Origin of the sequence: Gordonia jinhuaensis (assembly GCF_014639795.1) — a bacterium.
Lineage (GTDB): Bacteria > Actinomycetota > Actinomycetes > Mycobacteriales > Mycobacteriaceae > Gordonia_B > Gordonia_B jinhuaensis.
The window spans coordinates 12723-30844 of sequence record NZ_BMGC01000025.1; the positions used below are offsets into that span (position 1 = coordinate 12723).

Annotated in this window: 1 protein-coding gene (only partly in view); it reads left to right on the forward strand. The window is 69.2% G+C overall.

What is annotated here, in order from left to right; translation table 11 throughout:
- On the forward strand, positions 1 to 18112 hold the 3' portion of the coding sequence (locus IEW22_RS14715; RefSeq protein WP_268235486.1) for a non-ribosomal peptide synthase/polyketide synthase. 12572 nt of this gene lie to the left of the window's left edge; only the last 18112 of its 30684 coding nucleotides appear in the window; its start codon lies off the left edge, out of view; it ends in the stop codon at positions 18110 to 18112.
- Positions 18113 to 18122: the final 10 nt, after the last annotated feature.

Genomic DNA, 18122 nt, shown 5'->3' on the forward strand with positions numbered 1-18122 from the left:
GCTACCGGGGCTCCCGCTGAACACCTCGGGCAAACTCGACCGCAAGGCACTGCCCACGCCGCCGGCACCGGCGCCGGCCGCTCGGACGGTGACGTCGATCCATGGTGGCGCCGACACCGACTCGGCGACAACGACACCGCTGGAACGTGAGGTCGCCGGCATCGTGGCGGCTGCCATCCACGGTATCGACGGCATCGACGGCGCGAACTCCGGTCGCGTGCTCGACACGGACGTCTCCGTCTTCGACGCCGGCGCGAACTCGCTGACCGCCGGACAGATCGCCGGTGCGCTGCGCAGGCATTTCGGGGTGGCGTTCGCCGTCCGCGACGTATTCGAGTCACCGACCCCCGCGCAGATGGCAGCGACAATCGAGGCCCGCCGTGCGCCGGCTGTCGATCCGGGTCGGCCGGCGCTGGACTCGGTGTCACACGCCCCGGTCACCGCCCGTGCCCGTGTGCGCGGTGATGACGGTGCCGACTGGGTACCGTTGTCGTTGTCGCAGCAACGGCTGTGGATCCTCACGCAGATCGATCCGGACTCCCCGGCGTACACGATGCCGCTGGCCGTGCGGATCGAGGAGGGGATCGACCATGATGCGCTGACTGCGGCTCTCGCCGACGTGCTCGCCCGGCATGAGGTGCTGCGCACCACCTATCACGCCTTCGCCGACGGACCGCGCGGACGTGTGGAATCCGCCATCACCGTGCCGGTCACCACCGCATTCCATGACTCCTCCCGCTGCGCCGATGGTCCGGAGCAGCAGGGCGTCGGCGGACCGGCCATCGTCGAGCAGGCGGCCGAATTCCTCGGTCGAGGGTGGGATCTCACCCAGCAGCCGCCACTGCGCGTGCAGGTGATCGAGGATCACAGCGGGGGTGCGGTGGTGGTACTCGCCGTCCATCACATTGCCGCCGACGCCGCGAGTGCCGATGTACTCGTCACCGACCTGCTCACCGCCTACCGCGCGCGTCGCTCCGGCGTCGCGGCCGGGCTGCCGGCACTGCCGGTGCAGTACGGCGATGTCGCGATTCATCAGCGCGCCACGCTCGGCGATCTCGACGACCCGGACTCGCCGGCTCGTCGGGGGGTCGCCGAGGTGGTGGCGGGGCTGCGCGACGCCCCGCGTGAACATTCACTGCTCACCGACCACCCGCGCCCGGCCCACCCGACCTTGCGCGCCGACACCGTTTCCGCCCGGATCGCCCCCGATGTCCGCACGGCCGCAACGTCGTTGGGTGCGGATTCCGGCACGGCCACGACGCCGTTCATGGTCATGCACGCGGCACTGGCGGCGACCGTGGCACGACTGTCGGGTGCCACCGATGTGGTGATCGGTACCGCCGTCTCCGCGCAGGACGACCCGGCACTGTCGGGGCTGGTCGGGATGTTCGTCTCGACGGTGCCCCTGCGCACGCATGTGGACCCTGCGGCGAGCTTCGCCGACCTCCTCTCGTCGGTACGCACCGCTGATCTGGATGCCTTCGCCCACGCGGATGTGCCGTTCGAGTCGGTGGTCGACGCACTCGTGGCCGAATCCGACTCCGGCGAACGCGACCAGAACCGGCCGCCGGTGTTCGGCATCTCGCTCAACCTGTTGCCCGGCAACGACTCCGAAGCGCTGCTACCCGACGGTGTCGACATCGTCGACCTCGCACCGACGGCAGCGAAGGTCGACCTCGAGTTCACGGTCCGGGAATCCGCGGTCCGGGAATCCACCGCGCGGTCCCACGGACGAGACGATGTGCGTGGGAGCGCCACCGGCTACGTCGTCGATCTGACCTACGCGACCGATCTGTTCACCGCCCAGACCGCCCAACGCATTCTGGCCGCCTTCCTCTCGCTGCTCGATGCCGCAGTGGCGCAACCGGATACCCCCGTGGGAGACCTGACGGTGACCGGTGCCGCCGAACCGGCCCCGCTGAACGCACCGTCACTGGTGGACGAGCCGGCGACGATGTGGCAACTCATCGACGGCGGTCTGAGCTCGGCTGCCGACCGGATCGTGGTGCGCGAGTTCGCCGACGACGGTGCGGTATCGGCGCAGATGACCGGCGCCGAACTGCGCGACGCCGCGACTCGTGGCGCGAGAGCACTGACCGCTGCGGGTGTGGGTCCCGGACATGTGGTGGCGGTGACCATGGCCCGCTCGCTGTCGCGGCTGGTCGCACTGGCCGCCGTGGCGCGCGCGGGTGCGGCGATCGCATCGCTGGACCCTGCCCAGCCGCCGTTGCGGCGGGGGGCGATGATCGCCGATGCGCATCCCGACCTGGTGATCACCGACGATCCGACTGTCGGCGGCGACGGTGTCCGCAGTGTGACCATCGACGACGTACTCGCTGGCAGAATCGGTTCCGATTCGGCTGAGCGCACAGGTGTGTGTGTCGACACCGATGCGACCGTGCCCGCACCCGACGACGCCGCCTACATCATCTTCACCTCCGGGTCGACGGGACGCCCCAAGGGTGTGGTGGTGACGCAGCGTGGTCTGGCCGATCTGGTGGCGGATCAACGGCAGCGCCTCGCGCTCGAGGCGGACAGCGTGGTGCTCGCCGTGGCCAATCCCGGCTTCGATGCGTCGATCTTCGAGATCATGATGGCGCTGCCGAATGCGGCGACGCTCGCGATCGCTCCTCGCGACGTCTCCGCGGGCGCGGCGCTCGCCGGGATCATCTCCGCCGGCGGGGTGACCCACGCGGTTCTCACCCCGTCGGTCGTCGCGACGCTCGATCCCGACACGGTGAGCCCGCTGCGTGTGCTGGTCACCGCCGGTGAGGCGCTGACCGACGCACTGGCCGCCGGCTGGGCGACCCGCGTGGCGCTGGTCAACGCATACGGCCCCACCGAGACCACCATCTGGGCGACCGGCACCGAGGCACTGAGCCGCGGCGATGCCGTGACGATCGGCGGACCGATCGGCGGGTTCGTCGCCGAGGTGCTCGACGACCGTCTGCATCCGGTACCCGACGGTGTGCGGGGAGAGCTCTATCTGTCGGGCGACGGATTGGCTCGTGGCTATCTCGGCCACACCTCGCTCACCGCAACGCGTTTCATCGCCGGCGCCGACGGGCGTCGCCGGTACCGCACCGGTGACGTGGTGTCGCGCACCGCCGAGGGCACACTGCGCTTCCACGGCCGTTCCGACCATCAGGTGAAGGTGCGCGGGATGCGTATCGAGGTCGGCGAGATCGAGAACGCGATCCGCGCGGTGACCGGCGCCGACACCGTCGTCGTGGCGGTACGCGGCGACGTCGACAACCCGACGCTGGTGGGCTACGTGGTCACGGGCTCAGCTGAATCGGGCTCGACTGAATCGGGCTCGGCCGAATCGGGCTCGGCTGATACGGGTGTGGACGCGAACGGGTTCGACGAGGCGAGTGCACTCGAGGGGTTGCGCGGACGACTCCCTCGCTACATGACTCCGGCCCGACTGGTCTGGATCGGTGAACTGCCCATGACGGCGATCGGCAAGGTCGATCTCGCCGCACTGCCCGAACCGCCGGCGGCGACCGGGAATTCCACACCGCCTCGCGGTGAGGCGCAGGAGGCAGTCGCTGCGATCATCGCCGACCTAACCGGTGCAGGTTCGCTGATGGCCGATTCCGACTTCTTCGCTCTCGGTGGCAACTCGCTGTCGGCGACACAGCTCGCAGCGCGGTTGTCGGACCGGTTCGGGGTGCGCGTGACGCTGCGCTCGATCTTCGATGCGCCGACGGTGCGTGGTCTGGCAGCTCTGGTGGAGGGTGCCGGGGCCAACAGGGCAGGCGCGGATGGGGTGGCACCGGCGCTCACCGCTCGGACACCCGGAGTGCGGGTTCCGCTGACCCGTGCTCAGCAGCGACTGTGGTTCCTCAACCAGATGCAGCCCGAGGCAACCGGTTACACCATCCCGTTGGTGCTGCGCATCACCGGCGAACTATCGCCCACGGCGTTGCGGGCGGCGCTGGTCGACGTGGTCGCACGACATGCCCCGCTGCACACCGTCTATCCGACGGGCCATGCGGAGGTCATCGACGGCCGACGTCTCGGTGAAGCGGAAGTGGCCGGCGATCCGCAGCAGATCGTGGTGGACCCGGCCGGCGTGGTGGGGGAGCTCGATCCGATCGTGCTCGAGGTATCCGGGGGAGTCGCGGTCAGCGACGCCGTATTCGCCGCGGTGTCGGAGTTCGTGGAGCGTCCCTTCGACCTCACTCGCGAACCGGGTGTGCGCATACGGCTGTACGAGATCGGCGCGACACCCGGCCCGATGTCGGGCGACGACAGCGCCGATCCCGACACCGATACCGAATACGTGTTGGCCATTGCGGCCCACCACATCTGCGTGGACGGCTGGTCGCTGGCGCCGCTGACCGCCGACCTGGTGACCAGCTATCGGGCCCGGGTGACCGGCGAGACACCTCAGATCATCACCCCTGACATCGATTACGGCGATCACGCGGTGTGGGCCCAGCAGCTCCTCGGCGCGCCGGGACAGCCGAGCGCCCACGCGCAGTGGCTGCGGGATCGCTGGTCGGCACTGCTCGACGGGATGCCCACCGCACCGGTTCTCCCCACCGATCACCGTCGCCACGGATCCGGCGACGGCCGCATGCACCGCGCACAGGTGCGCCTCGGCGGCACCGACATCGCGCGACTGCGTGAGCTCGCGGCGACGCACGACACCACCCTGTTCATGGTCACCCATGCGGCGATCGCCGCCGTCGTGGCCCGGCTGTCGGGTACCGACGACATCGCGGTCGGCGCGGCGGTGTCCGGACGCGGTGATCCTCGGCTGGACGCGTTGGTCGGGTTGTTCGTCAACACCGTGGTGCTGCGCACCCACGTCGATCCGGTGCTGCCGGTGGGCGACTATCTCGCGCGGGTGCGCACCGTCGATGTCGACCACTTCGATGTCGGTGATCTGCCCTTCGACGATGTGGTCGATCTGGTCGATGCCCCCCGCGAGGCCGGTGTGCATCCACTGGTTCAGGTGCTGCTCGCATTCCAGAACTTTGCCGGTGCGGGCGCGCTGTCGCTGCCCGGTGCCACTGCCGACGTGCTCGACCTGGGCCCGGGTACATCGGAGTTCGACATCGTCATCACGATCGGCGAATCCGATGCCGGGAATGCGTCCGCGCCGGGCTCGGCAGATGTCGACGGCCTCGACCTGATCGTCGACGTGCGCGCCGACCTCTACGACGCGGAGACCGGAGAAGCCATGGCGCGCAGGTTCGCCCAGGTTCTCGCCGCCCTCCCGGACATGATCGACAGGCCGGTGAGTGACCTGCCGGTGCTGCTCGAGAGCGACCTCGACCCGCGCGATGCCGCCATCCTGGCGAGTCGATCTCTGCGTGGGCGTCCGGTGCTGACCGGACCGGACGGCTCGTCACAGCGGAGCTCGTCACGGCGGAGTCAGTCGATCTCCGAACCGTCTCTCCCGCAGCGTTTCCTGAGCACTCTGGCCGACCGTCCGCTCGCCACGGCGGCGCTCTACGACCCGCCCGCGCAGGCGCTGCCGGCAGATGTGGTGAGCGTGGCCGAGAGTTATGCGGCGCTGGCGATGCGGATCGCTGCGGTCACCGGCGCTCTGGAGAACCGGGTGGCGCCCGGCGATCTGGTGGTCATCGCCGTCGAGGATCCGCTCGCGCGGCTGGTGGCGATCTGGGCGGTGTGGTTCGTCGGCGGCGCGGTGATGCCGGTCGACCCGAGCACGGGCGCCGCGCGCCTGGCGACGATGATCGACAATGCCCGTCCCGCAGTCGCTCTCGTCGATGCGGCCGGAGCGGTCCCGGTCATCGCCGAATCTGTGCATGTGATCGAGGTCGAAGCCCGCATCGGGGCCGGGGCCGCGATCGCCGACATCTCGCCCGCCTATATGCTCGACGCGCGCGGCAACGCGACGCGCTCCCGATCCGACGAGGATGCCCTCGGCGAGGCCGCGGCAGCGCGCGCCCGCCTGGAGAAGGCCCTCGTATCCCGAGGCCCCGACGATCTGTCCTATGTGGTGCACACCTCGGGATCGACCGGCGTGCCCAAGGGTGTCGCGGTGACCGATCGTGCCCATCATGCCGTGATCGACCACATGACAGTGGAATTCGCGCTCGGCGCCGGTGATCGTGTGCTCCAGGCGTCACCGATCTCGTTCGATGTGGCGATGCTCGACCATGTGCTGCCGTTGGCGTGTGGCGGTGCGGTGGTGCTGGTGCGCCCCGGCGGTCATCGCGAGGTCGACCATCTGGCCGAGATCATCTCGCGCCATACGGTGACCTTCGCTGCTTCGGTGCCGTCGGTGTGCGAGGCGCTGTCCCACACCACACCGGAGGTGCTCGCCGGATTCCGGATGCTGGGCCTCGGTGGGGAGGCGCTGTCGCCGGAGCTGGCCACCCGGCTCGCCGCGCGGGTGCCGATCGCCAATTTCTACGGACCCGCTGAAGCGGCGATCGTGTCGGTGACCCATCGCCGGCAGGCCGACGACACCGACGTGATGCCGATCGGTGTGCCCAATGACTTTGTGGGAGTGCATGTTCTCGATTCTTCGCTGAGTGAGGTGCCGCGCGGGAGTGTGGGAGAGCTCTACCTCACCGGCGACCAGCTGGCTCGCGGATATGTCGGTGCCGCGGCCACCACCTCGGCATCGTTCGTCGCCGACCCGTTTGCCGCCGATGGCTCGCGCATGTACCGCACCGGGGATCTGGTGCGTCGCGACAGACGTGGCCTGCTGGTGTTCGTCGGGCGTGAGGACAGCCAGGTCAAACTGCGCGGGCAGCGTATCGAACTCGGTGAGATCACCGCGGCGCTGCACCGGCTCCCGGGTGTCCGGGAGGCGCTGACACGTGTGCAGTCCGGCCCACACGGCGACGATCTGGTGGCCTATGTGCATGTCGAGGACTCCGGACAGATCCCCGGCGGCGACGACATCCGCGGCCAGGTGGCGCAGTATCTGCCGGGCTATATGGTGCCCGCGGCGGTGGCGGTGTCGACCGCACCGTTCGCCCGCACCGCCAACGGCAAGATCGACCTCGACGCACTCGCGCGGATCGAGGTGCGCTCCGGGCGGTCGTATGTGCCGCCGCGCGGACCCGAAGAGCACGCCGTTGCGGCGGTCTTCGCCGAATACACCGGCGCCGAGGACGTCTCGCGCACCGACAGCTGGTTCGATGCCGGTGGCAACTCGCTCTCGGCGATCCGTGCCTCGTCGTCGTTGGCCGGGCGATTCGGTGTGGCGGTGTCGGTACGTGACGTCTTCGACGCCACCAGCGTGGCCGATCTCGCCTCGACACTGGCCTCTCGTCGCGCCGACGCCGGTGTGCCGGTACTGACGACACCGACCATCGGCAGCACGGCCGGGGAGCGAGTGCCCCTCGTCGCCCTCGATCACGCCGACGACTCACGCCCGGTTTCCCGTGCGCAGCGCAGGATGTGGCTGCTGTCGCTGATCGAACCCGATTCCGACGCCTACCACATCCCGCTGATCACCGAGCTGCCCGCCGGTGTGGACACCGATGTGATGGTGGCCGCGCTCGGAGACGTGGTCGCTCGACACGAGGCGCTCCGCAGTGTCTTCGCCGCGACCCCCGACGGTGACGTCATCGCGCATGTTGTCGATTCAGCGGATTCCGTCGCGGTCGAGTTGATCGACGTCGCCGAATCTGCACTGCAGGAGAAGGTCTCGTCCTTCATCTCCGAACCGTTCGACCTCGCGGCACGCCCACCCGCACGTGCCGCGATCGTCACCGCGGCCGACACGCGCCTGCTCGTGGTCGTGATGCACCACATCGTGGCCGACGGTGGCTCGGGTGCGCCGCTGCTGGCGGATCTGGCCAGTGCCTATGCGAGACGCCGCTCGTCGCAGATCCTGCCCGGGCGTGAGGTTCTCGAGCCGTTGCCGCTGCAGTACGGCGACTACGCCGCATGGCAGAACACGATCCTGGGCGATCCCGACGATCCGCACTCGCTGGGCGCGACACAGTTGGCCTACTGGACCACGCAGCTGACGGGGCTGCCGGCCCGGACTCCGATGCCCCTGGACCGGCCCTATCCGCAGCATCCCAGTCACCGGGCCGCAGTTGTGGAGCACACGCTGGACGCCGACATCCACCGTCGGATCCTGGAACTCGCCGCAGCACATCAGACCTCGGTGTTCACCGTGGTGCACGCGCTGTACGCCGCGCTCATCGCGCGGGTGTCGGGCAGCTCGGATGTGAGTGTGGGTACCGCGATCGACGGACGCACCGAACCCGAACTCGCCGGTATGGTCGGGATGTTCGTGAACACTCTCGTCCTGCGCACCGACGTCGATCTCGCCACCGATCTGCACGCGCTCATCGACGCGGTGCGTGACACCGACCTCGACGCCTACGTCCACGCCGACATCCCGTTCGAGTCCGTGGTCGAGGCGGTCGACCCGCCGCGAGCGACCGAACACCATCCGCTGTTCCAGCTCTCGCTGGCGGTCAACGACGCGTCGGCGACCCGCGCGGACGACCGCGTGCCCGTGGGCCGTTCACACCTGGACGCCGACGGTACGGCGACCACCGGAAGTCCACTACCGACCGTCACGCAGGTGGCGAAATTCGATCTGCATCTCGACGTCAGCGAGGTGCGCGGCGACGACGGCGCACCGAGCGGACTGGCATGTTCGTGGGTGCTGGCCACCGACATCTTCGACACCGACTCGATCGAGACCCTGGCAGCGCGCTTCGCTGACCTTGCCGCCGCCGCGACCGCCGAACCCGGCGGATCATTGGGGGCGGTGGATCTGCTGCGGCCCGACGAACCCGCTGTCCTCGTCGACGAGGGACAGGACCGATCCGACGAACCGGCGACGCTGCGCGCATTGCTGGCGCGGGCGGTCTCGCGCCACCGCGACGTCGAGGCCGTGCGCGGTGCGGGCCGTCGTTTCACCTACGGAGAGTTCGATCGATGTGCCGCCGCGTTGTCGGCACGTCTGCTGCGCGCCGGCGTGCGCCGCGGTGACGTGGTGGCCGTGGTGTCGGCCCGTGGTCTGTCGTCGGTGCTGGCCGGCTGGGCGGTGATCCGTTCCCGCGCCGCTCTGCTGCCGATCGACGCGGCGCTGCCCGCCGAGCGGATCTCCCGGATGCTCGACGTCGCGGGGATCGAGGTGGTGATCTGTGCCGACGGCGGTGCACCCGCCGAATCCGATGGCAGGCAATGGATCGAGGTGGGTGCCCAGGATCTGGATCTGCCCGACACCGATCCGCAGGACTACATCAGCACGCTGGCCATCAGCGACACGATCGCTGCGCAGGACCGTGGTGCACGCGCCGACGCCGACGGTGCGGCGCTCGACGAGACCGCGTGGACGATCTTCACCTCCGGGTCGACCGGTGTGCCCAAGGGTGTGTCGGTGACCAATCGCGGACTCCCGGAACTTATTGCCGCACAACGCGAGATGCTCGACGTCGGACCGGGTGACCGAGTGCTGCACGTGGCGTCTCCGAGTTTCGACGCCGCGCTGTTCGAGCAGCTGCTCGCCTTCGGATCCGGTGCGACGCTGGTGGTGTCGCCCTCCGACGTCATCGGCGGACCACCGCTGGCCGAGCTGATCGCCTCGGAATCGGTGACTCATGCGGTGATGACGCCGTCGGTCGCCTTGTCGCTCGGCTCACTTCCGGCGACCCTGCGCGTGCTGGCGACGGCCGGTGAGGATCAGCCCGTCGAATTGGTGCGCCGATTCGGTGACGACCGGCGCCTGTTGAACCTGTACGGCCCCACCGAGTCGACGATCTGGGCGACCGGTGCACCGCGTGTGACCACCGGGGGCCGCGCCGGGATCGGTGGACCGGTGGCGGGGATGGCCGCTGCGGTACTCGACGAGCGGCTGATGCCGGTGCTGCCCGGCGGGGTGGGCGAGCTGTACCTGTACGGTCCGGGCCTGGCACGCGGCTATGTGAGCGCACCCGCCCTGACCGCCGAACGGTTCGTCGCCAACCCCTTCGATCCCGGCACGCGCATGTATCGCACCGGTGATCTGGTGCGCCGCTTGCCCTCGGGCGTACTCGAATTCGCGGCCCGCAACGACCTGCAGGTGAAGATCCGCGGCGTACGCATCGAACTCGCCGAGATCGACGCCGTGGTCGCGGCCCATCCCCAGGTGGGAGCCGCGGTGACCATTGGTTACGAGACCGACGGGCAGTCAACGATTCTGGTGACCTACCTGCATCCGGCGACCAACGATCACGACCGCGTCGGCACAGGACACATCGACACCGGGCACATCGACACAGAGGATGTGCGCGCGTTCGCGGCGCGCTCCTTGCCCTCGTACATGATCCCGAGGGCATTCATCGAGATCGACGAGATCCCCACCACGGTCACCGGCAAGATCGACAAGGAGGCGCTGCCCTCACCGGAATCCGTGCTCGGCGAGGTCGAATTCGCGCAACTGCAGACCCCGACGCAGCGCCTGGTCGCCGACGTCTTCGCCGACGTCCTGGACATACCGGGACGCGGCAGCGAGGGTGACGGCATCGGTGCCCACCACGGATTCTTCGATCTGGGCGGAAACTCGCTCAATGCCGCGGCCGCCGCCTCGCGGCTGAGCGCGGCCACCGGGGTGACGGTGCGTATCGCGGATCTGTTCGCCGAGTCGACCGTCGCCGGACTGGCCGAACATATCGACGCGCTCACCGCGGCCACAGGCGATGCCGCCGATCACGGCGGCGTCGCGCCCGCGCCGACGCGAGGACAACTGCCCGAGCGGGTGCCCCTGGCGCCGGCCCAGCAGCGGATGTGGTTCCTCAACCGGTTCAGCCCCGAGTCGGCGGCCGACAACATGCCGCTGGTGATCCGGCTGAGCGGATCAGTGGATGCCGACGCGCTGTGCGCTGCCCTCGACGACGTGTCGATGCGCCACGAGCCACTGCGTACGTACTACCCCGACGGGCCCGACGGTCCGAGCCAGGTGGTGCTCGACGACCCGACCCCGGTGCGAGTGGCATATATGGCACCCGGCGATGTGCCGGGCCGTGTGATGGAACTGGTGACCACCGTCTTCGACGTGACGACGCAGGTGCCGCTGGTGGCCGAACTGATCGGTGTCGGCGCACCGCAGGATCGTGTCGCCGACACCGGCGCCCCCGGCGAATGGGTGCTGGTGGTGTGCGCCCACCACATCGTGATGGACGGATACTCCTTCGCGCCGATGACGCGGGATCTGATGGTCGCCTACCGATCACGGCTCGCCGGGGCCGCCCCCGACTGGGAGCCGCTGCCGCTGCGCTATCGCGACATCGCGGTGTGGCAGGACCGGTGGCTCGGCGATGCCGCGAATCCCGACTCGGCGGCCGCCGAACTCGAGCGGTTCTGGCGGGATACCCTCGGAGATGCGCCGGCATTCCTGCCGCTGCCCACCGACCATCGGCGTCCGTCGGTCCAAGACGTGCGCGGGGCCACGCACCGTTTCACACTCGACGCCGAGATCGTCACGGCTGCACAGGAACTCGCCGATCGCTGTGGCGTGACGCTGTTCATGGTGCTGCATGCGGCGTATGCGGTGTTGCTCGCCAAACTCGCCGGCGCCGACGATGTGGTGATCGGGGTGCCGGTTGCGGGGCGCAGTCAGCCGCAGTCGGAGGAACTCGTCGGCATGTTCGCGGGAACGGTGCCGCTGCGCACGACGATCGCGCAATCGATGACGGTCGCCGAACTGCTCGACGGTGTCCGTTCGGCTGACGTGGCCGCCTTCGACCACGCCGATCTGCCCTTCGAGCGGATCGTCGAACTGCTCGCACCCGAGCGGTCGGCGTCGCGGCATCCGGTGTTCACCACCGCCTTCTCCTTCCAGAACCTCGCACCCGTCGAATTCGCGATGCCGGGAGTCTCGGTGTCGCTGCAGGAACCCGAACTCGAGGTGACGAAGTTCGACCTGCACCTGACGATCGCGGACGAGCCGGAATCCGGAGCACTGTCGGCGTCGTTGACCTATGCCACCGCGCTGTACGAGCACGACACGATCAGTCATCTCGCCGATCGGTTCCTGGTGGTGCTCTCTGCGATGGGATTCGGCGACGGTGCGCAGGGGCGGGTCGCCGACCTGCCGATCGCGACGGCGGCCGAACGCGAGAAGTTGTTGCGCGAGTTCAACGACACCGCCGCCACAGCCACCGAGGCTCGCGGCGGTGCTGACGTCCAGGGAGCCGGTGAAGGTCACGCAGTCCACGCCGGTCGCGATGTCCCGGGCGGAAGTCTGGTGCGGGCCGAGAACACCACACTGGCCCAGCAGTTCTCCGCGCTGAGCACGATCCGTCGCGACGACCCGGTGCTGCGGTTCGATGGACGCGTCTGTACCCGAGGCGAATTCGCCGATCGGGTGTATGCGGTGAGCCGGGTGCTCATCGACCGCGGGGTGGGTGACGAATCGCCGGTGGTGGTCGTCGCCGACCGCGGTGTCGAGCTGATGGTCGCGATGTATGCGGTCGTGATGGCCGGCGGCGCCTATGTTCCGGTCGACCCGGGTGCACCGGTGGAACGGATGGCCGCGGTGATCGGCGCATCCGGTGCGGCCCTGGTACTGGCCGACCGGCGCCATCAGGAGATGCTCGGCGGTCGTCTCGACGGCGCCGGCAGCATCGCTGCGGTGCGGCTCATCGATGCGCTGGAAGCAGATGCCCGAGCCCGGTCGGTGCGCACGAACCCGATCGACGACACCGAGCGCCGTGTTGCGCTGCAACCGGATTCGATCGCCTACGTCATCTTCACCTCTGGCTCCACCGGTACTCCCAAGGGGGTTGCGGTGTCCCACGAGGCGGTGTCGACGCAGCTCGACTGGATCACGGGCGAATACGGGATGGCACCCACCGATGTGGTGCTGATGAAGACGAAGCCGTCGTTCGACCTGTCGGTGTGGGAGATCTGGTGGGCGCCGCTGCACGGTGGCCAGGTGTCGATCGCCGTCGACGGTGCCGAACGTGACGTGGACGCCCTGCGTGAGCTGATGGCGCGTGACGGCGTCACGATCCTGCCCGCGGTGCCGACGCTGCTGGCGATGCTCGCCGAGGTGTCCGCGTCACCCGTCGAGGAATCCGGCGAGGCCAGTCGGGCCTCCCGCCATCGGCAATCGCCCTATCCGCAGTCGTTGCGTCTGGTGATGAGTATCGGTGAGGAATTGCCGGCCGAACTCGCCGCGCGCACCCGCGAACTCACCGGTGCCCGCGTCGACAACCTCTACGGGCCCACCGAGGCGGCGGTGTCGGCGACGTGGCATCGCACCGGCGCCGACGACGGAGACCGTCTGCCGATCGGCCGCCCGCAGTCGGGTGTTCTCGCCTACGTGCTCGGATCCGACCTGCAGCCGGTTCCGGTCGGACAGGTGGGCGATCTGTATCTGGCCGGCCCGCAGCTGGCACGCGGCTATCACCGTGCACCGGCGCTCACCGGAGCGCGGTTCGTGGCCAACCCGTACGCCACGGGCGAGGATTGCGACCGGATGTATCACACCGGCGACCTCGCTCGCTGGAACAGCGAGGGCCGGCTGGAATACCTGGGGCGCAGCGACTTCCAGGTGAAGGTCGGTGGCTTCCGGATCGAGCTCGGAGAGATCGAGTCGGCATTGACCGATCGCGACGAGGTGGCCGAGGCCGTGGTCGTCGCCGCCGGTCAGGATGCGGCGACCGAACTCGTCGCCTACGTCAAGGCCGCAGCCGACGCACCTGCGGCACTGTGCGACGACGGACTGCTCAGCGTGCAGGCATGTCGTGATCTGCGAGCGGCGATCGCCGAGGTGCTGCCGTCGTATATGGTCCCCGCTCAGGTGATCTCGCTGGCGCAGTGGCCGCTCAACACCAACGGCAAGATCGACCGGAACGTGCTGCGTGATCGTGAACGGCCCCGCGAAACGGTCGAGGTCATCGCGCCGGATACCCGCACCGAACGTGTGGTGGCGCAGGTGGTCGGTGAGCTGCTCGACCTTGATGACCCGTCGGTCGGTGCGGACTTCTTCGACGCCGGTGGCAACTCGCTGCTCGCGACGCGTCTGGTCGCACGGGTGGGTGAGGCACTGGACGTGACGGTTCCGGTGTCGGCGGTGTTCACCGCACCGACCATCGGCGGTCTGGCTCGCTGGATCGACGAGAACACCGCCGCCGCAGGGACTTCGGCGCTCGTCACTCGACGACGTCTCGCTCCGCGCGGTGCCGATGCCGGGTCGAGCGGTCTGCCACTGTCGGTGGCACAGCGGCGGATGTGGCTGCTTGCGCGGCTCGAACCGGGCTCCGCGGTGTACAACGTTCCGCTCGTCGTGCGCATCGGCGATGTCGATCTGACCGCGCTGGCCGAGGCCGTCACCGATGTCGTGGACCGTCACGAGGCGCTGCGCACCGTCTTCGGCGAGGCCGACGCGATGGGTGTGCAACATGTGCTCCCGGCCGGAGACGGACCGCGCCTGCGGGTCGAGGACTGTGGCGAGCAGATCGACGAGGCCGCACTGTCGGCGCGCGTCGACGAAATCATCTCCGAGGGCTTCGACATCACCAGCGCACCACCGGTGCGGGTGGTGGCGTTGTCGGCTGGACCGCGGTCGGTGCTGGTCTTCGTCGCCCATCACATCATCGCCGACGGCGAGTCGACGCAGATCGCTGTACGAGACCTTCTGTCGGCCTACGGTTCTCGTACCCGAGGCGAACGGCCCGACTGGCAGGCGCTGCCGGTGCAATTCGCCGACTACGCCGTCTGGCAGAACGAGAACCTCGGTCCTGTGAGCGATCCGACGTCGATCCTCGCCCGGCAGTGGGATTTCTGGCGCGCTCGACTCGAGGATGCGCCTGCCGACACCGGTCTGCGGTCGGATCGGTCTCGACCGGCCCACCCGACCTATCGCGCGGGGGTGGTGGAAGCGGTGAGCGATCCCGCACTCGTGGGGAAGATCTCGCAGGTGGCGCGGGCGAGCCGGGCCACCGAGTTCATGGTGATCCATGCGGTGGTGGCGCTGGTGCTCTCGGAGTTCGCCGGACGCACCGACGTGATGATCGGCTCACCGGTGGCCGGACGGGGTGAGCGCGAACTCGACGACGTGATCGGTATGTTCGTCAACACCCTGCCGCTGCGACTGCAGGTCGACGAGTCGAGGTCGTTCGCGCAGTGGCTCTCGACGGTCGCCGCCGATGACGTGGCGATGCTCGCCAACTCCGACATCCCGTTCGAGCAACTGGTCGAGTTGGTGAACCCGGAGCGCGTCACCTCGCGCAACCCGCTGTTCCAGGTGATGGTGGCGTTCCAGAACTTCGCCGCCGGCGCTGATGTCGCGGAGACGGGCGGCGCCGGCTCGGATGGCGTGGATGGCTCGGATGGCGTGGATGGCTCAGTCGGGATCGAGGGTTCGGTGCTGCGTCCGGAGACGGTGTGGACGCCCTTCGACCTGCAGTTCACCATCGCACCCGACGGTGAGGGCGGCCGCCGGTGGCTGTTGACCTATGCGCGCGATCTGTTCGACGAGTCCACGGCGCGAACACTTCTCGCCCGCGTGAGCGAGGTGCTCGCCGACGTGGTGGCACATCCGGACCGGATACTCGCGCAGCGAGCGGTCGCGGGTGCGGATGCGTCGGCGGCCATCGCGCCAATGGCCACTGCATCAGCGGGCACTGCGTACCCGACCAGCGCGTCGGTCGTGCGCGGTGAGCAGGTCCGGTATCCGCGCAGGTCGCTGTCCGAGCTGGTCGCCGAGGGGTTGAGTCACGCCGCGGTGATCGACGCCGCCGACCCCGCCGCCATGACACGTATCGACGGTCCGGACTTCGAGCAACTGGTCGGGCGGATGGCGATGTCCCTGCGCGACAGGGGAATCGGTGTCGGTGATCGGGTGGCCGTGCGGATGGCGCGCGGTGTGCGGATGCTCGCAACCATCCACGCGGTGATCCGGGCGGGCGCCGGCTTCGTGCCCATCGACCCCGCCGCACCCGAGCACCGCGTGCGGGCGATGTTCGATGCCTCTCAGGCCGCGCTGGTCGTCACCGACGGACTCGGGGACGCTGACACGCTCGGGGACACAGCCAACGGCTCGATCCCCGCTGTGGACGCCGAATCGCTCGACGTCGCCGACGGGCAGGTGCTCGCCGCCGACGCGGTGGACATCCCGCCGGAGTCGGTGGCCTATGTGCTGTTCACCTCGGGTTCCACCGGCACGCCCAAGGGTGTGGTGGTGTCGCATGAGGCGATCGTGAACCGGTTGCGATGGATGCAGTCGCAGTACCGGCTCGAGCACGACGACGTCGCGATCTGGAAGACCCCGGCGACCTTCGATGTCAGCGTGTGGGAGTTGTTCTGGCCGTTGGCATCGGGTGCCACGCTGGTGGTGTGTTCGCCTGACGGTCATCGGGATCCGGCCTACCTGTCGCAGGTGATGCGTCGCTGTGCGGTGTCGACCGTGCACTTCGTGCCGTCGATGCTCAACGTCTTCGTCGCGGCGATCGACGGTCGTCTCGATGCCCTGCGGCGGGTGTTCACCTCCGGCGAAGCGCTGCCCGCCGAGGTGGCGGCCGCGGCGCTGCGTCTGTTCGGCAACGCTGCGCTGCACAATCTGTACGGCCCGACCGAGGCCGCCGTCGACGTCACCTTCTGGGAGGTCGACCCCTCTTCGGATGCGGTGCCGATCGGTCTTCCGGTGGCCAACACCGAAGTGCTGGTCCTCGACCGGTGGCTGCGGCCGATCCGCCGCGGCGCGGTCGGCGAGCTCTACCTCGGCGGTGTGCAACTGGCGCAGGGATATGCCGGACGACCCGGTCAGACCGCAGCGGCGTTCGTGGCCGATCCGCGGGGTGGTGGCCGGCTGTATCGCACCGGGGATCTGGTGCGGATGGATGATGCCGGGGTGCTGGAGTACCTGGGGCGTGCGGACTTCCAGGTGAAGCTGCGCGGACAGCGACTCGAACTCGGTGAGGTGCAGGCCGTGCTGCTCGCCGATCCGGCGGTCGCGCAGACCGCGGTGCTGGTGATCGGATCGGGCGAACATGCGCGACTGGTCGCCGCGGTGGTGCCGGGCACCGACTTCGATGCCCGCGCCGTGGCCGAACGCGCCGCGACACGGCTGGCCGACTACATGGTTCCCGACGTGGTGGGTGTGGATGCGTTGCCGCTCACGCCCAACGGCAAACTCGATCGCACGGCGCTCGCGGCGGTCCTCGCGGAATCGGCGGGGCCGGGGGAGCGCGAGGTGGTCGCGCCGCGCACCGACACCGAGCGCGTGATCGCCGAGGTAGTCGCCGAGGTGATCGGCGGCATCCCGGTGTCCGACGTGTCGGTGCACGACAACTTCTTCACGATGGGTGGCAACTCGTTGCTGGCGGTGCGCGTCATCGCCGAGCTCACCGACCGGCTCGGTGTGCAGATCGAGCTCGCGTCACTGTTCGCCGATCCGACCGTCGCGGGACTGGCCGCCGCTGTGGACGCGGCGCGCGCCGACATCACGACTGCCGAGGTGCTCGTACCGTTCGGCGAGAACACAGATGTGACCGATCCGGTGCCGCTGTACTGCATCCATCCGGTGCTCGGGGTGGCGACGCCGTTCGCCGCGCTCGCGCAGCGACTCGGCAACATGCGGGTTTACGGACTGCAGGCGATCGGCCTGGCTCCCGATGTGCTCGAGGCCATGTCACTGCACGAGCTGGCATCGCGGTACGCCGAGGCGATCGTGGAGTCCGCACGGGCGCCGCGAGTGCGGATACTGGGCTGGTCGCTGGGCGGTGTGATCGCCGGCGAGGTGGCCGCGATCCTCGCCGAGCGTGGTGTGGAGGTCGAGGAGGTGATCCTGCTCGACTCGATACCGCGGCCGTCCGCGCAGCGGCTCACCGACGAGGCCGCCGAATCCGACGTGCTCGGCATGCTCGGGGTCGCGCCGGAGACGATGTCGCAGATGTCTGACGACCTGGTCGCGAAGATCGCCGAACGCCTCGAACGCACCGCGCGTGCGCTGTCGCAGATGTGGTCGCAGCACTGGATCCGACCCGTGCGCGCACCGATGCTCTATGTGCGTGCGCAGGGCGACGAGCATGGTGAAGCCGACGCGTGGGGGCCCTGGTACCTCGGGCACGTCGACTCGATCGACGCGCCGGCGACGCATTGGCGGATGCTCGATCCGGAGTCGGCGTCGGTGATCGCGGCGGCGCTGGCCGACCGGTGGCGGTGACCGCTTTCCC